Here is an 18,754-nt window from a genome sequence, read left to right as displayed (position 1 = left end):
CGCGCACGGACCGGCGCGGCGCGGCTACGTTGCCATCATGAGGATTGAGGTCGGCGGTTTCGCGCCGGAGATCGATGAGAGCGCGTGGCTCGCCCCGAACGCGACGGTGATCGGGCGCGTGACGCTGAGCGCCGAGGTGAGCGTGTGGTACAGCGCGGTGCTGCGCGGCGACCTGGAACAGATCACCGTCGGCGCGCGCACCAACATCCAGGACGGCTGCGTGCTGCACGCCGACCCCGGTTTCCCGCTGACCGTCGGCAGCGGAGTGTCGGTGGGGCACAACGCGATTCTGCACGGGTGCAGCATCGGCGACGATGTGCTCGTCGGCATGGGCGCCACGGTGCTCAACGGCGCGGTGATCGGCGCGGGCAGCTTGATCGCGGCCAACGCCCTGATTCCCGAGGGCGCGCAGATCCCGCCCGGCTCCTTGGTGGCCGGGGTGCCCGGCAAGGTGCGACGCGAATTGAGCGAGGCCGAGCAGGACGGTATCCGGCTCAACGGCGCGGTCTACCTACACAACATGGCCAATCACCGCAGCGCGAAAGTGGTGTGATACGTAGCACACTGATCAAATGTCCAGCACAAACGACTGATAGCATTTTGCCTGCATGACCGGCGTCCCGCGGCTCGGAGAGACCGCGCGGACGGCGAGCATGATGCGTCACAGGCAGGAGGTATCACGGTGTCGTACCGGGACTCGAGTATGCACCGACCGAAGCGGCGGGTCAGCGTAGCCGACATCGCGGCCCAACCGGGCGGGATCGAGGCGCTCCAGCGTCGCGTTCACGAATTGCGTTCCCGCGGTGTCGATTTCGCCGCGAACGCGATCGAAAAGGAAATGGCGGACCTGGACCTGCCCCGGCAATGACCGTGGCGCGGTCTCAGCGCCTGATCGAACTCAGCGCATGACCAGGTCGAGCACGCGCTCGTGATACGGCCCGGCGAACCGGGTGACCAGATCGACCACCATCGCATCCAGCCCCACGAGCACCTTCGCGTGCCCGCGCGCCGCACCGCGCAGGATGGTGCGTGCCGCGGCCTCGGGACTGGTGCGCGCGACCTGGTCCTCGAAGCGCCTGGCCACCGCCGCGCCATCGATGCCGGGCGCGAACTGCGCCGTGCGCGCGATGGTGGTGAGCACCCCGCCGGGATAGACGCCGGTCACCCGCACCCGCCCGCCCGCGGCACGCATGTCCTGGCGCAGTGATTCGGTGAAGCCGCGCACCGCGAACTTGGCCGAGCTGTACGGTCCGTGCCCGGCCACCGCGGCCAAGCCGTACGCCGAGGACACGTTGACCACGTTGGCGCGCTCGGCCGCCCGCAGGTACGGCAGAAAGGCCTTGGTGCCGTTGACGACTCCCCAGAAGTCGACGTCCATGACCTGCTCGAAGTGCTCGAACGGGGATTCCGCCACCCCGCCGACGTGCAGGATTCCCGCATTGTTGAACAGCGCCTCCACCCGCCCGTAGCGCGCGGCGGTCCGCTCGGCATGGGCCAGCACCGCGTCCCGGTCGGTCACGTCGAGGACGGTCACCGTCGGCGTGAAGCCGACTGCGGCACAGAGCTTCCCCGTCGTCGCCACGGCGTGGTCGGATTTGTCCGAAAGCGCGAGCCGCGCGCCGCGCTGGGCCAGCGCCAGCGCCAGTTCTCGCCCGATCCCCGAGCCCGCTCCGGTGACGACCACCACCCGATCGGCGAAATACCCCACGGTCCAACCCCTTTCACCCCACGCCCGACTCGGGCACCCGACCAGGTTAGCCACAACGGAGCCGCCCGGGAAAGATCGGTTACCGGATTCGCCGTGCCGCTCGCTCCGACGCGCGCCGCGACTCGTCACCCGAGCATGCCGAGAGGGTGCGAGTTTCCATCATGCGCTGTTTCCCAGCTTCCGTGATCTCCGACCGCCGGCTCACGCGCGGATGAAATAATGAACGTCCATCACCCGCACCGTCGCGGCGCCACTGCGGACCGGCTTCCGCGCCAACGACTGGAGATCCGATGCCCACCGTCCCGTCCATGCTCCAGCGCATTCTCGACAAGCCCGTCGGCGAAGGCGAGAAACTCTTGGAAAGCGCCCTCTCGGCGTTCCTGGACTTCGGGATCAAGCGCACCAGCATGGGCGAGATCGCGCGCCGGGCCGGCATCAGTCCCGCGACCCTCTACCGGCGCTACGAATCCAAGAACGACCTGGTCGAGGCGGTGAGCGTGCGGGAGGCGCAGCGCTTCGTCGCCGAGATCGACAAGCGGGTGCAGACCGTCGAGGGCACCGAGAACCAGCTGGTGGAGATCTTCGTCGCCTTCATCACGGCGATCGCGGGCAACGAGTTGCTGCGCAGGCTGCTGCGCACCGAGCCCGACCTGATCCTGCCCCGGCTCACCACCGAGGGCGGTCCGATCCTTGCGGTCGGCCGTGGCTACCTGGCGGAGAAGCTGCGCGAACTACGCGCCGGGGACGCCGGCTTCGACGCCGATCTGGTCGCCGAGATCATGGCCCGGCTCGCGCTCTCCCTGGCGCTGACCCCCGACGGGCTCATCCCGCTCGGCGACGCCGAGGCCGGTCGCGCGTTCGCCCGGCGCACCCTGCTGCCGATGGTCGGCGTCCGCGCTTCCGCCTGAGCCCAGCCCGAACGCCGCGTCCACCAGCTCGTCGAGGCGGTGCCGCGCGGCGTCGTCGGGCGTGTGGTCGCCGTCGACCAGCTGGGCGATCAGCGCCGCGATCTCCGCGGACGCCGGGCGGTCCGGGTCGGGCAGCGGCAGCCGGGACACGTACTGGGTGATCCACCGCCGCCGCCCCGAGTACAGGCGGTTACCGCACACCGCGTCGTAGTAGCGCAGTCCCAGCGCCGAATTGGCCACGCCCATCAACAGATACGCCAGGCGCTGCGCCCGTTCGGTGTCGCCGCCGAGGTCGTCCAGCGAGATCCAATAGCAATCCCCGTTCACCACCGCGCCCGATCGGTCCAGCGCGAAACGCGGCCGCTCGCTGATATCGGGGAACACCAGTTTCGGCACCCGCCACAGATTCGGCCGCTGCGGCACCCAGATCTCGAACCATTCGCGACCGCTCTCGGTGACGTACTTGCGCGCGGCCAGCGTCGACCGGTGGCGGCGCAGATACGCGGCGGCGCGGGGGAATTCGCGCAGGTCCACCGGAACCCGGCGCGGCGCGGCGGTGTCGTAGGGATAGAGCACCCTGGTGTCGGCGGCCCGCTCGATCCGCCACGGCGCCAGATCGTGGTGGGTGATCAGCTCCAACAGCAACTCCGGCTCCGGGCACGGACGCGCCTGGTCCCAGCGGTCGGAGATGAACACCCGGTCGGCGGTCGTCTTGATGCCGACCCGAATGCGGGCCACCTCGCCGAAACTCCGCCAGGTGCCCGCGCCGACGCGGTTCAGCCAGGCGTCAACGCTCGGTCGCGACATCCGCCACGCGGTGTGCGCACCTCCGCCTTCGCTCCGGCGGTGCGCGCGGGCGTCGTCGGACTCGGTCCGGCTACGTCCACTCGGTGTAGCTCCGGCTTCGCTCCGGCCGTGCGCGGGACTATCGACGGACTCCGTCCGGCCACGCCCACCTGACGCACCTCCAGCTTCGCTCCGGCCGTGCGCGTCACTGTCGACACGCTCTGCCCGGCCACGTCCACTCGACGTACCTCCAGCTTCGCTCCGGCCGTGTGCGCTGCTGTCGACGGACTCAGTCCGGCTACGTCTGCTCGACGTAGCTCCGGCTTCGGTCCGGCCATGCGCGCGGCCATCGACGGACTCCGTCCGGCCACGCCAACCCGGCGCACCTGCGTCTTCGCTCCCGCCGTACACGCCACTGTCGACGGACTCCGCCCCGCCGCGCCCACCAGGCGCACCTGCGTCTTCGCTCCCGCCGTACACGTCGCTGCCGACGGATTCCGTCCAGCTACGCCCACTCGGCGTACTCGCGCCTTCGTCTCGGCCGGGCGCGGGCTCGGCGGCGCTCGCGGGCCGGAGGGCGGGGCTTGCAGGCACACCTGTCGAGAGGGTGCCGACCTCGACGGCGAAGGTCCGTCCGTTGTGCCGGACGAGCGAACCGGAATCCGCAACCAGCGCGTCGAAAAGGTTTCCGGAGCAGAGTGATTCATCGATCGGCACCTCGTAGGCCGAGACGTGGCGGCACACCGCGCCGCGGCCGCCGCGGGTGGCGATGGTGACGGCGGGCAGCACCGCGGCCGCGAAGAGCTTGGTGTCGCCGAGGTCGTACAGCTCGACCGGTGACAGTTCGCCGAGCAGGATGCTGCGAATGTTCGCACCCGCCTTGGTCGTCAGGAATCGGTTGGCGCACAACAGACCGAGCGCGCCGCCCGTGGTCAGCAGCCGCGGCGCCACCGCGACGAAGGGGTGGGTGAGATCGATGCGACCACGCAGCCCGTACTGCCTGCTGAGCAGCCGCGCGGTGTCGCCGCCGAGCTGCTGAGTGCGCACGTAGGGCGGGTTGGTGATGATCGCGTCGAAGGAGCCGTCCGCGAGGTCCGCGGCGTCGGCGAGGAAGTCGCCCGCGTGCCAGTCGACCTCGATGTGCTCCGCCGCCGCCCGCGTCCGTGCCGCGGCGAGCCCGGACTCGTCGAGGTCGTACCCCGTCAGCCGGAGCCGGACGCCGGGCAGGTGCGCCGCGGCTTCCCGGTGCAGGGCGAGCAGGAGTTCTCCGTCGCCGCACGCCGGGTCGAGCACGCGCAGCACTCCCCTGTGGCCGGGACGCGGGGCGTGCGCGAGCAGCCGCCGCGCGAGGAACCGCGCCAGCGCGGGCGGGGTGTAGTGCCGCCCATGCCGTTTGCGCTCGTGGGTATGCGAACCCATGGTTGGGATTGTGCCTCGTCAGGACGCCGCGGGCGGGCCGATGGCGGGAACCGGCGCGCGCGTCGCCCGGGATCGCTCGCCCGCGTGTCGCCCGGCGAACCTGCGCATCAGCGGCGCGTCCACCCCGTGGTAAATGGCCGCCGCGGCCGCGGTCGAGAGCACCAGGCACAGCGCGGCGAAGCCGAGCCAGCCGACCGGCCCGAACTGGCGTCCGCCGATGAGCAGCCTCGTCACCAGCACCATCACCGGGAACTGGATCAGATAGAAGGCGAAGGAGATATTGCCGAACCACACCATCCGTGTCGAGGCGTTGAGGCCGCGGATGCCGGCCAGATCCCGGGCCGCCAGCGTCGCCACCACCGCGGTCATCGGCGCCAGCAACAGCGCCGACATCTTGAAGTTCACCGGGACGACCCAGGTCGCCGCGTACGCCACCGCGAGCGCGAGCAGCGGCGGCGACAGCCGGGTATTGCGCCAGCGGCCCTCGAGCACCAGCCGGGCGGCCAACACCCCGAGGAAGAATTCGGGCAGCCGCGAGAGCGGGAAGATATAACTGAGCCAATAGGACTGTGCGACCGGGATATCCGGCTGCGCGAACCACGCGGGCGAGGCGTGCAATTCGAAGAACGGTGACGCCTCACCCGGTACCAGCCGAGGGGCGAAGGCGTTCTCGATGCCTTTGGGGCCGGGCACCCAGAGGAAGTAGGCGGCGTGCAGCGCGACGATCGCCAGCAGCAGTCCGGCCATCACCCAGAGCACCCGCTCGGGACGCACCCGCCGCACCAGCGGCAGCGCCAAGGGGAAGCACAGGTAGAACAGCATTTCCGCACCCAGCGACCAGGACGGCACGTTCAGTCCGCCCACCGTCGACCACTTCGGCACCCAGGTGTGCACCAGCGCGAGGTCCGGGGCCCACACCACCGGCCGGGTCAGCGGCACGCTCGCCACCAGAACGAACGCGACGGCGGCCACCAGGTGCGTGGGATAGATCTTCAGCACCCGCCGCCGATAGAACCGCCGCACCGAACTCCCCGGCCGGAACGACCAGTAGATGATGAACCCGGACAGCACGAAGAAGAACGTCACGCCCGCCGCCCCGAGCTGCATCGGCATCGCCTGATGCAGGTGCCGGAACAGCTCCGATTTCTGGAACGGGTACACCGGCAGGAATACCAAGGCGTGCAGCAGGAACACCGCGAACGCCGCCCACCAGCGCGCGCCGGTCAGCGAGGGCAGGGCCGGGCGGGTGCGCGTCGCGTCGGCCGAGCTGGGCTCGGGCAGTCTCGCCGAGCCGTTCTCCGCCGGGCTTTCGGTCGACCAGTTACCTACCGACTTGCTCACAGCCGACGTACTCGGCTCGCTACCAGTAGGGCCCGCCTCAACCGGCAAGCTACCGGTCGATCGGAGCGTAAACCTCGCGCCGACCGAAACCCCTGTGCGAGTGCGGTTCCCGGACGTATCGACGTGCGACTCCCGCTGCGCGGTCATCGGCCGACCCGTTCATGCATCGCGCGCGCGACCACCGCGTCACCGTGCGCCGACGGATGGAACGGCAATCCGATCAGATCGGCGCGCGGATCCAGCGCACCGTTCACCCACGGGTCGGGCGAGCACAGTCCGTGTCCGGCGGTCAGCGCCCTGGTGTCGAAGAACTCGATGCCGAGCAATCCGGCCGCTTCCCGCTGCGCGGCGTCGAGACGGTCGAGGTATTCGACCACCGCGCGGCCCCGCGGCTGCACGTACTGGCCGATGCCGAGCACGTTCACGCACGCCGTGTCCTGGCCCGCCGGGAACAACTCCGGATAGCCGACCAGCACAATGCGCGCGTTCGAGGCGAAGTAGCGCAGGTACTCGATCACCGCCCGCATCCGTTCGGCGAAGCGCGCCCCGGACACGCCCCGATAGTCGGTGATCCTGCCCTGCTCGGCGGCCTCCAGCCCGCAACCATCGGTGTGGTTGAACACGCAGGGCAGCAGCGAGGTCCACATGGTGGTCTCGGACGCGCCCCACTCGTCGTTGAGCCCGAATTGCAGCGCGATCAACCGGGTCTCGGGCCCGAAGGCACCGACCTTGTCCGCCTCGATCGCCTCGTGCGAGAGGGTGTAGCCGGGCCCGGTATCGATCGAAGCACCGGAGCACGAGACATCGAGAAAGTCCTCGGTCCCCGCCACACCCATCAACCCGCTCAATTGGATCGGCCACGAACTCGGCCCCCGCAGACACTCCTCGGATTTGGCATCCCAGCGAAACCCGTTGGCGGTGAACGAATCCCCGAGCACGACCAACGCCTTGCCCGCTGCGGGGCTCCCGGCGACGGGGTCGGCCACCACCCGAGCGGCTCCGTCGGAATCGACCGCCACAGGCGCGGCTCCCACGGAGTCGACCACGGCAGGCACGGCCCCGACGGGCGCAGCTTCGCTGGAATCGATCGGAGCCGGTGCCGCCCCTGCGGAGCCAGTTGCGACGGGTGCGGTCCCAACAGCCGCGACCCCGGCAGAAGGCGCAGCCCGAGAGGGGTCGAAAACGGCGGGCACAGTGCCGACTGATACGGCCGGCACAGTGCCGACCGATACGGCGGGCAAAGCCTCGGCGGCGTCGGACGCAGTTCGGACGAACGCGGCGGGATCGACCACGGAGGACACGGCAACGCCAGGCGCAACGCGCGCAACGCCAGGCGCAACGCCAGGCGTGGCCTCGACGTAGCCGACAGCGGGAGCGACCTTGGCAATGCCCGCAACCGCACGGGCGGCCGCGGCGTGACGGGTCAGCGCAGGCGCGGTCCCGACGGCAGCGACCGCGCGGGCGGGCATAGCGGTGCCGACCACGCCGGGAGCAGTCTCCCCGGAAGTAGCGAGCGCAGCCACCGAACGAGCAGCCGCTGCCGTGCCGGGTGCGGACACAGCGAACGCGGCTCCGGCGGACTCGAACCCAGCGAAAGCGATCCCGCTACCTGCGGTGGCGGACGACGCGACCGCAGCGGTGAGTACCAGCGCGGTCGCGCCGAACCATCTGCGGCGGACGCTGTTTCGAAACGGTGTCATCGGAGCCGCCGTCAGTAACCGGCCCGGGGTTCGAAGCCGGGTGCGGTGAGTGTCGGGGCGGGTTGCGGCGCGGGCGCGGGTTGCTGCACCGGTGCGGGCTTCGGGGCCGGAGCCTGCTGCGGGACTTGCTGCGCGGGTGCGGGTTCCGCGGCGGGCGCGGGTTCAGGTGCCGGGGCCTGCACCTCGGGAGTCGACTCTGCGGTCGGAACGGGGGCCGGAGCGCTCTCCTGAACAGTGTTGGTCGCCGCCGGAGCGGTGCTCGCGGGGGCGTGGTCGACGTGCGTCTCCGTCTCGCCGCCGCAGCCTGCCGCACCGAGTAGCACCACACCGCTGGCGAGGGCGGTCGCGAGACAACGCTTCATGGTCGTTTCCGTTCTCAAATCAGGAGCATGCATATTTCACTTCAGCCGGAGACTACAAGTCGGCACCAACGAAACCGCCCGTTTCGCGCAAACTCCCGAGTCCAGCGCGCCCCCAATTTCGAGGTCTCGCCAACCCGCCACCGCCCGGTCGCCCAGTTCGCCGGTTACAAAAAAAGACCACAGCGGCTAGCATTCAGTCTCGAAATGGAACCGAAATGAAGGAGGCCGGTCCATGAGCCCGACCACTGCGCCCACCGACGCGTTCGAGACCTTGACCCGAATCCTCGATGAGCGCTGGACCTGCAGGCAGTTCCGCTCCGACCAGGTCCCGCGGCCCACCATCGAGGCGCTGCTGCGCGCGGCTCAGCGCACCCCCTCCTGGTGCAACACCCAGCCGTGGCAGGTCGCGGTCACCGAGGGCGCGGCCACCGATCGGTTCCGCAAAGAGCTGCTCGAACACGTCCAAAGTGCCGCGCCCGAACCGGATTTCGCGTTCCCGGGGCAGTACGCCGGGATCTACCGTGACCGCAGGCGCGAGTGCGGGCTGCAACTGTACGAGAGCGTCGGCATCGTCAAGGGCGATCAGGCGGGCACCATGCGCCAGGCGATGCGCAATTTCGAACTCTTCGACGCGCCGCATGTCGCGATCGTCAGCACCGAGGCCGATCTCGGCGTCTACGGCGCCGTCGACTGCGGCCTCTACCTCGGCACGTTCTTGCTCGCCGCCCAGAGCCTCGGTCTCGCCGCCGCACCGCAGGCGGCCCTCGCCTCCTACTCCCCTTTTCTGCGCGAGTATTTCGGGCTCACCGAGAACCGCCGCGTGGTGGCAGCCATCTCGTTCGGCTACCCCGACACCGACCACCCGGTGAACGGCTTCCGCACCAGCCGCGAGCAGACCGACCAGGTCGCCGCCTGGTTCACCGACTGATCAAATCCGCACCGCGACAATACTTCTCACGGAGTAATCAGCCGACCTGGCGGTCCGCCCCGGTCAGCCCCTGCCCCGGTTCGGGGCTGACATCGCGGGCGGTGAGCTCGCTTTCGCAGACGTCGCATTCGAGCCGGACGTGCGCCTCGCCGGTGCATTCGCGATGACCGTAGTGCACCGGCGGCCCGTCCGGCGCCATGTAGGCATCGCCCCAATCCCGGATCGCCATCAGGATCGGATAGATGTCGTGCCCCTTCTGGGTGAGCCGATACTCCTCGTGCGCGCCGACCGCCGCCGGACGCTTCACCAGAATGCCGTGCTCGATCAACCGGTCCAGCCGGTCCTGCAACCTGCTGCGGGAAATGCCGAGCGCGCTCTGGAAGGCGTTGAACCGGCGAATTCCGGAGAACGCGTACTTGAGGATGACCAGCGTCCACCGATCACCGAGAACCACCAGCGGCCGCGTGATGGAACACGGCTCGTCGGCAAGATCCTCGTAACGCACCCTTCGATGCTACCCAGCGCCGCTCTTCCCGCGGCCGGGTCTCTCACACGTCTTCGCGCCGATGGATGACGTACTCGAAATGCCCGTCCTCCGGATCGGCGCGCAACGGCCACGGCTCCGCCTCGAGCACACGGCGCCACTCCAGCGTCCGGCGCGCGTCCTGTTCGGCGAGCGACCGCGCGTCCGCGACGTCGGAGCAGGCGCCGAGTATCTGCTCCTCGGTGCCGCAGAACTCGCAGCTGTGCACCTTGCCGACCTCGTAGCGTTCCGGCACAGCGAATCTCCTTCGGACGGAAAAAGCGTGGGCCCCGGGAAGATTCCCGGGGCCCACGCGGAGTCCTCACATCACAGCGGGATGTTCTTGTGGTGACTCTTGCGCGCGGGCGCGGCGGCCAGCGCGGCGGCGATGACACTGCGCGTCTTGGCCGGGTCGATGACCTCGTCCACCACGCCGATCGCGATGGCGCGCTCGACGCCGCCCGCGATCTTCTCGTGCTCGGCGGTGAGCCGCTCGTGCAGCGCCTCGCGCTCCTCCTCGGGAGCGGCGGCGAGTGCCTTCTTGTGCAGGATGCCGACCGCGGCCTTGGCGCCCATCACGGCCACCTCGGAACCCGGCCAGGCGTACACCGCGGTCGCGCCCAGCGAACGGGCGTTCATGGCGATGTAGGCGCCGCCGTAGATCTTGCGGGTGACCAGGGTGACCCGCGGCACGCGGGCCTCGGCGAAGGCGTGCAGCAGCTTCGCGCCGCGGCGCACCACGCCCTCCCACTCCTGACCGACACCAGGCAGGTAGCCGGGCACGTCGGTGACGACGATCAGCGGGATGCCGAACGCGTCGCACAGCCGCACGAACCGAGCCGCCTTCTCGGCGCTCTCGGAGTTCAGGCAGCCACCGAGGCGCAGCGGGTTGTTGGCCAGCACGCCGACGGTGCGTCCGCCGAGGCGGCCGAGACCCACCACCATGCTGCGGGCGTATCCGGCCTGCAGCTCCTCGAAGGTGGATTCGCCGTCGACGTTGTCGAGCAGCTCGTGCACGACCGGCTTGACGTCGTAGGCGCGCTTGGCGGATTCCGGCAGCATCGCCTTCAGGTCGACGTCACCGTGCGCGGCGGCGCCGAGGTCGAACTCACCCTGCTCGGCGAACATCGACACCAGTCGGCGGGCGCGGTGCATGGCGTCGGCCTCGTCATCGGCGACGATGTGGCACACGCCGGACTTCTTGCCGTGGGTCTCCGGGCCGCCGAGGGTCGCCATGTCGACCTGCTCGCCGGTCACACTGCGCACCACGTCGGGGCCGGTGACGAAGACCCGGCCCTCGGGGGCCATGATCACGATGTCGGTGAGGGCGGGGCCGTAGGCGGCGCCACCTGCGGCGAAGCCGAGCACCACGGAAATCTGGGGGACGAGACCGGACGCGCGGACCATGGCCTCGAAGACCAGGCCGACCGCGTGCAGCGCCTCGACGCCCTCGGCGAGCCGGGCGCCGCCGGAGTGCCAGAGGCCGACGACCGGAACACCGGAATCGATGGCGGTGTCGATCGCGTCGACGATGTGCTTGCACCCCTCGACGCCCATCGCGCCGCCCATGACGGTCGCGTCGGAGCAGTAAGCCACGGTGCGGACGCCGTCCACTTCGCCGATGGCGGCGAGGACACCGGACTTGTCGCGCGGGTGTAGTGGGAGAACGGTGCCGGGATCGAAGAAACGCTGGAGCCGGCCCAGCGGGTCACGCGGATCGGTCGCGGTTTCTGGTTGAAACGCGGGAGCCACGATTGTCATCGCGTCTTCTCCTCAATCAAAAGAGTGCCGCTACTGCGGCTGCGTATGGCGAACCGCCGGTGAGGTCGGCCAGTCCTGCTGGCCGACCCCACCGGGGATCGTTGTTGCAGTCAGTCGTGCGGCTATGCGCGACCGAAGGCGAGCGCGACATTGTGCCCACCGAAACCAAAGGAGTTGTTGATCGCGTACTCGATCTCCTGGCGGCGGGCTTCGCCCTTCACCACGTCGAGGTCGACCTCGGGATCCTGGTTCTCCAGGTTCAGCGTCGGCGGGACGATGCCGTCCCGGATGCTGAGCACGGTCAGCACGGACTCGAGCGCGCCGACGGCGCCGATCGAGTGGCCCAGTGCCGACTTGGGCGCGTACACCGACGGGTGGTTGCCGACGGCCTTGTTGATCGCGTTCGCTTCCGCGGTGTCGCCGATCGGCGTCGCGGTGGCGTGCGCGTTGATGTGGGTGATGTCCTGCTTGGACAGGCCGGCGGTCTGCATCGCGCGGGTCATCGCGCGGGCGGCGCCGGTGCCCTCGGGATCGGGGGCGACCAGGTGGAAGCCGTCCGAGGTGATGCCTGCGCCGAGCAGACGGGCGTGGATCGTGGCACCGCGCGCCTTGGCGTGCTCCTCGGTCTCGAGGGTCATCAGCGCACCGGCCTCGCCGAAGACGAAGCCGTCACGGTCCTTGTCGAACGGACGCGACGCACCCTTGGGGTCGTCGTTGCGCGTGCTCATCGCGCGCATCATGGAGAACGCCGCGATCGGCACCGAGTCGATGAAACCCTCGACGCCGCCGGTGACGACCATGTCGGCGTCACCCATCACGATCATCCGCCACGCGTTGGCGATGGCTTCCGATCCGGACGAGCACGCCGAGACCGGAGTGACCACTCCTGCCCGGGCCTTCAGCTCGAGTCCGACACAGGCCGACGGGCCGTTCGGCATGACCATCTGAACAGCGAGCGGCGAAATCTTGCGATAGCCGCCGTTCTTCAGCTTGTCGACCGAGTCGATGAGCGCGTCGCCGCCACCGAGACCGGTGCCGATCGCCACACCCAGACGGTCGAGGTCGACCTCCGGGCTGCCCGCGTTCTTCCACACCTCGCGACCGAGGACAGTCGCGAGTCGCTCGACATAGGCCATGCGACGGATCTCGACCCTGCTCAGCAGGGTGTCGGGGTTGACCTTCAGGTGGCCGCCGATGCGGACCGGCAGGTCGTATTCCTCGACGAAGGAATCCTCGAGAACGTCGATGCCGCTCTCGCCGTTGAGGAGTCCCTTCCACGTCGCATCGACGTCGCCCGCGATCGACGTGGTCGCCGCCAGGCTCGTTACGACGACGTTGGGGAAATTCCCGTTCAAGGTGGAAGGAGTGGTCACTTTTTCGGCCCTACTCGGCGTCGAACTTGGCCTTGAGCTCCGCGGCCGCGTCAGCGTTCTCGGCCTCGAGCTTCTGGATGTAGGCGACAGCGTCGCCGACCGTCTTCAAGCTGGCCAGATCCTCGTCCGGGATCTTCACACCGTACTTGTCCTCGGTCTGCACAGCGATTTCGACCATGGACAGCGAGTCGATGTCCAGGTCATCGACGAAAGACTTCTCGATCGTCACTTCGGAGGGCTCGATACCCGTAACCTCTTCGATGATCTTGCCGAGTTCCTCGACGATTTGTTCCTGGGTCAGAGCGGCCACTTGGTGGCTCCCTTCTTGATTACTTTGTAGGGCTTCTTCTTTTTGTTTTTCGGGCCGAGCACTCCGGTAGTTACCGTTGGTTCGGTCACGACCTTGCATTATTTCGATGCACGGTCGCGGAGAAAGCTAGCCGGAGGTCGTCAGTTCGGCCAACGCGGGGAGGTCTTCGGGGGTTTTCAGCGCCAGTGTCGGCGTGCCCTTCAGCTCCCGCTTCGCGATGCCGACCAGTGTTCCGGCCGGTGGCAGCTCCGCCACCGCCGAGACGCCGGCCTGCCGGACGGTCTCGGTGCACAGATCCCAGCGCACGGGTCGGGTGACCTGCGCGGCGAGCTTGTCGATCGCGTCCTGACCCGAGGCCACCGGCTGCCCGTCGAAGTTCGACAGCAGCACCCGGGTCGGATCGTTGGGCGTGATCTTGGCGATGGCCTCCGCCACCGCGTCCTGGGCCGGAGCCATGAACGCGGTGTGGAAGGCGCCCGCCACGGGCAGCGCCCGAACCCGCGCCTTTTCCGGCGGATTCGCGGCGAGCTCCGCGAGGGCGTCCAGCTTGCCCGCGGCCACGATCTGGCCCACCGCGTTGCGGTTGGCCGGAACGAGGTCCAGTTCCGCGAGTCGCGCCAGGACGGCGGCTTCGTCGCCGCCGAGTACCGCGGACATTCCGGTCGGCTCCAGCGCGCACGCCTTGGCCATCTCCGCGCCGCGGATAGCGGCGAGACCGACCGCCTCGTCGGGGCTGATCACGCCCGCGACCGCGGCGGCGGCGAACTCGCCGACCGAATGTCCGGCGATGATCGTAGCGGCCGGAAGCGAATCCTGGTCGATTTCGGAGTAGGCCAGCAGCGCGGCGGCGACCACCAGCGGCTGGGTCACCGCGGTGTCGACGATCTCTTCGGCCGTCGCGATGGTGCCGAGACGAACCAAGTCGAGACCGGAAGCCTTGGACCACTGGGCGAGGCGATCATTCGCGCCGGGAAGGTCGAGCCAAGGCGCGAGCATGCCGGGTGTCTGGGACCCCTGTCCAGGGGCGAACAACGCGATCACGCTTCTAAGAAAACACTGTGAGCCCCGCCGCACGAGATGTCGGCGCGAATGAAGCTTCCGGACGGGTTTTGTGGAGGTCCCACAAAATCCCACGTGGGTTGCCCCGATCGACCGACCCGCCTTCCGCGTTACAGCCCTTCTTGACCGATCGGGATCGGAGTTACCTCTGGGGCTGGTGTTGACGTTTCGTTACGTGTTCGTGTCAAACGACCCACCGTTGCCGCGATACGGAGTACGTACGCGTCCCTCGGATTCATCGGATCACGGCCGGTGATCTCCGCGATCCGTTTGAGTCGGTAGCGAACAGTATTTGGATGGACGTACAGCTGACGGGCGCACGTCTCGACCGCGCCCCCGCAATCCAGATAGGCATCGAGGGTGTCGGCGAGCGCCGATCCAGCGGCGGCCAACGGGAGGACAAGATACTCGTTCAGCGCGTCGATCGCACCTCGATCACCCAACAAAGCGCGTTCGGGTAACAACTCGGCCGCGTGCACCGGACGCGGCGCCCCCCGCCAGCCCACCACGGCCTCCATGCCCGCCAGCGCTTCCACCGCGCTCGCGTGCGCCGCGCCGAGGGTGCGGGTGGTCGGGCCGATGACCACAGGACCGTCGGAGAACACCTCGGCGAGCAGGTCGGCCAGGAACGGCGAGACGTACCCGGCGTCGCCGAGATGCCCGCTCACCACCATGACCAACCGGGTGCCCTGCACGACGGCCAGCGCCGCCCGCCCGTGCCGCGCCGCGATGGCGTGCACCGAACCAACGGACGAGACGCCCTGCTCCCCCGGCGGCGTGCCGACGAGGACGGTGGCGGGCGCGGTGGCGTCCCAGTTCAGCGTCGCGGCCCTGGACAGCATGTCCGGGCCGGTGTCGCCGCGCACCACCGCGTCCACCACGAGCGCCTCGAGGCGGGTGTCCCACGCGCCGCGCGATTCCGCGGCGCTGGCGTACACCGAGGCGGCCGCGAAACCGAGCTCGCGCCCGTATCGCAGCACCGCCTCGGTGAGCGCGACCAGCTGCCGGTCGTTGCGCGCCAGCGCGGGCAGCCACTGTTCGAAGAACTCCATGGCCACGCGGACCATGTCGACGGTCTGGCGCAGCGTCAGCCGCCGCGCCAGATCCTGCGGAATCACCTGGAAGGCGTCCAGGCTGAATCGGATGTCGCTGTCGGGATCCTGCAGCCACTCCAGGAAGTTCACCACCGCGGTCTGCACCAGCATCTGGACGCCCGCGCGCTGCGCGGCGTCCAGATCGGCGAAGAACGGCAACCGATCCTGCATCGACCCCACTGCCTCGGTGGACAGTCGGCCCGAGAACTGCTTCACCCGTTTGAGCAGTGTGTCCGGGAGCGGGTCGCGATTCTGCCGGTTCGGTGAGAGCGCGCCGGTCGGCAGATACACCTCGTGCTCGGAGGAGCCTTCGGTGATCCGACGGGGCCGCGGCGGTTTACGTTCCACGATCCAATGTTCCGCTATGCGAGATCTTCGTCCGAACCCACCGCCGCCTTCGGCGCGGCGTCCACATCATCGATCCGATACTTCGCGGCGGCCTCGACGGCCTTGGCCGGGTCGATCTTGCCGGTCCGTCCCAGCCCGGCCAGGGCCGCGACGGCGATCGACTGCGCGTCGACGTTGAAGACGCGTCGCGCGGCGGGCCGGGTGTCGGAGAAGCCGAACCCGTCCGTGCCGAGCGTGGTGAAGTCGCCGGGCACCCACTTGCGCACCTGATCGGGGACGGCGCGCATCCAGTCGGTCGCGGCGACGTACGGGCCTTCGACCCGCGACAGCGCCTCGGTGACGTACGGGACGCCCGGATCCTCGCCCGGCTTGCGCAGCGCCGCGATCTCCTTGGCCAGCGCCTCCTTGCGGAGCTCGCCCCACGAGGTCACCGACCAGACATCCGCCTGCACACCCCACTCCTCGGCGAGCAGCGCCTGTGCGCGCAAGCCGTCGGGCACCGTGACGCCGGAGACCAGGATCTGGGCGCGCACGTCGCCCTCGCCCCCGCGCCGGTACAGGTAGAGACCCTCGAGCAGACCAGCCACGTCCAGGTCGTCCGGCTCGGCCGGCTGCTGGTAGGGCTCGTTGTAGAGGGTGATGTAGTAGAAGATGTCCTCGCCGCCGAAGGTGTCGGTGTCGGGCCGCTCCATGGGCTCGGTGCCCGGCAGCGCGGCCTGATGCGGCGGCGTGACGCCGCCGCCGTACATCCGGCGCAGGCCGTCGCGCACGATGTGCGCGATCTCGAAGGCGAAGGCCGGATCGTAGGTCACCACCGCGGGATTGGTGGAGGCGAGCAGCAGCGAGTGTCCGTCGTTGTGCTGCAGACCCTCACCCGTCAGCGTGGTTCGCCCGGCGGTCGCTCCGAGCACGAATCCGCGCGCGAGCTGATCCGCGGCCGCCCACAGTCCGTCGCCGGTGCGCTGGAAGCCGAACATCGAGTAGAAGATGTACAGCGGGATCATCGGCTCGCCGTGCGTCGCGTAGGAGGTGCCCGCCGCGGTGAACGACGCCGTCGAACCGGCCTCGTTGATGCCCTCGTGCAGGATCTGCCCGATCGCGCTCTCTTTGTAGGCAAGCATCAATTCCGCGTCGACCGATGTGTACAACTGGCCGTTGCGGTTGTAGATCTTCAACGAAGGGAACCACGAGTCCATACCGAAGGTGCGGGCCTCGTCGGGGATGATCGGCACGATCCGCTTGCCGATCTCCTTGTCCCGCAACAGCTCCTTCATCAACCGCACGAGCGCCATCGTGGTGGCCACGTTCTGCTTGCCCGAGCCCTTGCGCACCGAGCGGTACGCCTCGTCGCCCGGCAGTTGCAGCGGCTTTGCCAAGCTGCGCCGCTCGGGCAGGAAGCCGCCGAGCGTCTGGCGCCGGTCCAGCATGTACTGGATCTCGCGGGCCTCCATACCGGGGTGGTAGTACGGCGGCAGGTACGGATCCTTCTCCAGCTCGGCGTCGGTGATCGGGATCCGCTGCAGGTCGCGGAAGTCCTTGAGGTCCTGCAACGTCAGCTTCTTCATCTGGTGCGTGGCGTTGCGGCCCTCGAAGTGCTTGCCGAGGGTGTAGCCCTTGATGGTCTTGGCCAGGATCACCGTCGGCTGACCCTTGTGCGCCATCGCGGCGGCGTAGGCGGCGTACACCTTGCGGTAGTCGTGCCCGCCGCGCTTGAGATTCCAGATGTCCTGATCGGACATGTTCTGCACCAGCGCCTTGGTGCGCGGGTCGCGGCCGAAGAAGTGGTCGCGGACGTAGGCGCCGTCGTTGGCCTTGTAGGTCTGGAAATCACCGTCGGGGGTGGTGTTCATCAGGTTCACCAGCGCGCCGTCGCGATCGGCGCCGAGCAGCGCGTCCCACTCGCGGCCCCAGATCACCTTGATGACGTTCCAGCCCGCGCCGCGGAAGAACGACTCCAGCTCCTGGATGATCTTGCCGTTGCCGCGCACCGGACCGTCCAGGCGCTGCAGGTTGCAGTTCACCACGAAGGTCAGGTTGTCCAGGCCCTCCATGGCGGCCACGTGCGCGAGACCGCGCGACTCCGGCTCGTCCATCTCGCCGTCGCCGAGGAACGCCCAGACGTGCTGGTCGGAGGTGTCCTTGATGCCGCGGTCGTGCAGGTAGTGGTTGAACCGCGCCTGGTAGATGGCGTTCATCGGGCCGAGGCCCATGGACACCGTCGGGAACTCCCAGAAGTTGTTCAGCAACCGCGGGTGCGGGTAGGACGGCAGCCCGTGGCCGAGGCCGCCGTGGCTGTACTCCTGCCGGAACCCGTCGAGCTTGTCGGCGCTGAGCCTGCCTTCGAGGAAGGCGCGCGCGTAGATGCCGGGCGAGGCGTGGCCCTGGATGAAGATCTGGTCGCCGCCGCCGGTGTGGTTCTTGCCGCGGAAGAAGTGGTTGAAGCCCACCTCGTAGAGCGCCGCGGAGGAGGCATAGGTCGAGATGTGGCCGCCGACGCCGATGCCGGGCCGCTGCGCGCGGTGCACCATGATGGCCGCGTTCCATCGGATCCAGGCCCGGTAGCGCCGCTCCACCTCTTCGTCGCCGGGGAACCACGGCTCGTTCTCGGTGGGGATCGTGTTGACGTAGTCGGTGGAGGTCAGCGACGGGATGGCGACCCGGCGCTCACCGGCCCGCTCCAGCAGGCGCAGCATCAGATAGCGGGCCCGGCCCGGGCCCTCGCGGTCGAGCATCTCGTCGAAGGACTCGAGCCATTCGCTCGTCTCCTCCGGATCGATGTCAGGCAGGTAGGACGCCACCCCTTCGCGGATCACCCGCACACGTCCACCCGACTGCGGCTGCGAACCGTTCGATTCGCGTCCGGCGGCGGGAGCGGGGGCGGCGGTGCTTTCAGCGGATTTCGCTGAAGTGGAAGAGTCGATCAGGTCGGTCAAAGGTGCTCCTCGTACAGGGGGTGGACATGCTGTGGCGTCTGTTTCCCCGGGCGGGCGCGCTGGTGGGCGGACCACCCGTTACGTAAGGTTCGGGCGCACCCTCCATCCTTGCCGAGGATGCGTCCCAGGTCATCATGTCAGCAGGAAATCCAGTACCGTTTGCAGGAAACTGGTTACTCCCCAGTTGCCCCGGCACGCGCC

At 68.9% G+C, this 18,754-nt stretch carries 16 protein-coding genes and 1 pseudogene; 4 read left to right on the top strand and 13 right to left on the bottom strand.

What is annotated here, in order from left to right:
• Window positions 1–37: 37 nt before the first annotated feature.
• Both AC3EO7_RS08915 and AC3EO7_RS08910 read left to right on the top strand, forming a co-directional pair.
• Window positions 38–553 (top strand): gamma carbonic anhydrase family protein, encoded by a 516-nt coding sequence (locus AC3EO7_RS08915; protein WP_068057335.1) that lies wholly within the window; start codon window positions 38–40, stop codon window positions 551–553.
• 150 nt (window positions 554–703) lie between these two features.
• Window positions 704–868, top strand: a complete 165-nt coding sequence (locus tag AC3EO7_RS08910) for a hypothetical protein (protein WP_431963126.1) — start codon at window positions 704–706, stop codon at window positions 866–868.
• A gap of 30 nt (window positions 869–898) precedes the next feature.
• On the opposite strand, the gene AC3EO7_RS08905 is transcribed toward AC3EO7_RS08910, so the two are convergent.
• A complete protein-coding gene (locus AC3EO7_RS08905; protein WP_431963124.1) occupies window positions 899–1,708 on the bottom strand; it encodes an SDR family NAD(P)-dependent oxidoreductase in 810 nt (269 codons plus the stop codon).
• Window positions 1,709–1,998: 290 nt separating this feature from the next.
• On the opposite strand from AC3EO7_RS08905, the gene AC3EO7_RS08900 reads away from it, so the two are divergent.
• Window positions 1,999–2,616 (top strand): TetR/AcrR family transcriptional regulator, encoded by a 618-nt coding sequence (locus tag AC3EO7_RS08900; protein ID WP_435590944.1) that lies wholly within the window; start codon window positions 1,999–2,001, stop codon window positions 2,614–2,616.
• A gap of 1,644 nt (window positions 2,617–4,260) precedes the next feature.
• Here AC3EO7_RS08900 and AC3EO7_RS08895 read toward each other — a convergent pair.
• The 4 genes and pseudogenes from AC3EO7_RS08895 to AC3EO7_RS08880 all read right to left on the bottom strand — a co-directional run.
• Window positions 4,261–4,821 (bottom strand): annotated as a pseudogene (locus AC3EO7_RS08895) (Eco57I restriction-modification methylase domain-containing protein); the annotation flags it as partial.
• Between the two features lie 18 nt (window positions 4,822–4,839).
• A complete protein-coding gene (locus AC3EO7_RS08890; protein WP_431963120.1) occupies window positions 4,840–6,162 on the bottom strand; it encodes an acyltransferase family protein in 1,323 nt (440 codons plus the stop codon).
• 143 nt (window positions 6,163–6,305) lie between these two features.
• Entirely contained in the window at window positions 6,306–7,181 is an 876-nt protein-coding gene (locus AC3EO7_RS08885; protein WP_435590943.1) for an SGNH/GDSL hydrolase family protein, read from the bottom strand.
• Between the two features lie 692 nt (window positions 7,182–7,873).
• Window positions 7,874–8,224, bottom strand: a complete 351-nt coding sequence (locus tag AC3EO7_RS08880) for a hypothetical protein (RefSeq protein ID WP_435590942.1) — start codon at window positions 8,222–8,224, stop codon at window positions 7,874–7,876.
• Window positions 8,225–8,456: 232 nt separating this feature from the next.
• On the opposite strand from AC3EO7_RS08880, the gene AC3EO7_RS08875 reads away from it, so the two are divergent.
• Window positions 8,457–9,152 carry a nitroreductase gene (locus tag AC3EO7_RS08875; RefSeq protein ID WP_431963114.1) on the top strand — a complete coding sequence of 232 codons (696 nt, stop codon included), beginning with the start codon at window positions 8,457–8,459 and terminating at the stop codon, window positions 9,150–9,152.
• Window positions 9,153–9,189: 37 nt separating this feature from the next.
• Here AC3EO7_RS08875 and AC3EO7_RS08870 read toward each other — a convergent pair whose 3' ends face one another.
• The 8 genes from AC3EO7_RS08870 to aceE all read right to left on the bottom strand — a co-directional run bounded on the left by AC3EO7_RS08870 (window position 9,190) and on the right by aceE (window position 18,439).
• The gene (locus tag AC3EO7_RS08870) at window positions 9,190–9,657 is read right to left on the bottom strand and encodes a winged helix-turn-helix transcriptional regulator (protein WP_431963112.1); all 468 of its coding nucleotides are present in this window, start codon (window positions 9,655–9,657) and stop codon (window positions 9,190–9,192) included.
• Window positions 9,658–9,700: 43 nt separating this feature from the next.
• Window positions 9,701–9,931, bottom strand: coding sequence for a hypothetical protein (locus AC3EO7_RS08865; RefSeq protein WP_431963110.1), 231 nt, complete (start codon window positions 9,929–9,931; stop codon window positions 9,701–9,703).
• Between the two features lie 71 nt (window positions 9,932–10,002).
• Window positions 10,003–11,436 (bottom strand): acyl-CoA carboxylase subunit beta, encoded by a 1,434-nt coding sequence (locus AC3EO7_RS08860; protein WP_431963108.1) that lies wholly within the window; start codon window positions 11,434–11,436, stop codon window positions 10,003–10,005.
• Between the two features lie 122 nt (window positions 11,437–11,558).
• A complete protein-coding gene (locus AC3EO7_RS08855) occupies window positions 11,559–12,809 on the bottom strand; it encodes a KasA/KasB family beta-ketoacyl-ACP synthase (RefSeq protein WP_357454036.1) in 1,251 nt (416 codons plus the stop codon).
• Between the two features lie 10 nt (window positions 12,810–12,819).
• Window positions 12,820–13,119, bottom strand: coding sequence for a meromycolate extension acyl carrier protein AcpM (gene acpM, locus AC3EO7_RS08850; RefSeq protein WP_014982996.1), 300 nt, complete (start codon window positions 13,117–13,119; stop codon window positions 12,820–12,822).
• A 126-nt stretch (window positions 13,120–13,245) separates the two neighbouring features.
• Window positions 13,246–14,160: an ACP S-malonyltransferase gene (locus tag AC3EO7_RS08845; protein WP_431963104.1), complete on the bottom strand. Its 915-nt coding sequence runs from the start codon at window positions 14,158–14,160 to the stop codon at window positions 13,246–13,248.
• A 128-nt stretch (window positions 14,161–14,288) separates the two neighbouring features.
• Window positions 14,289–15,563, bottom strand: coding sequence for a PucR family transcriptional regulator (locus AC3EO7_RS08840; protein ID WP_435590986.1), 1,275 nt, complete (start codon window positions 15,561–15,563; stop codon window positions 14,289–14,291).
• A 71-nt stretch (window positions 15,564–15,634) separates the two neighbouring features.
• Window positions 15,635–18,439 carry a pyruvate dehydrogenase (acetyl-transferring), homodimeric type gene (gene aceE, locus AC3EO7_RS08835; protein WP_488186261.1) on the bottom strand — a complete coding sequence of 935 codons (2,805 nt, stop codon included), beginning with the start codon at window positions 18,437–18,439 and terminating at the stop codon, window positions 15,635–15,637.
• Between the last annotated feature and the right edge of the window lie 315 nt (window positions 18,440–18,754).

It is taken from the genome of Nocardia sp. bgisy118, from assembly GCF_057708605.1.
This window is presented reverse-complemented; position numbering and strand designations above follow the sequence as displayed.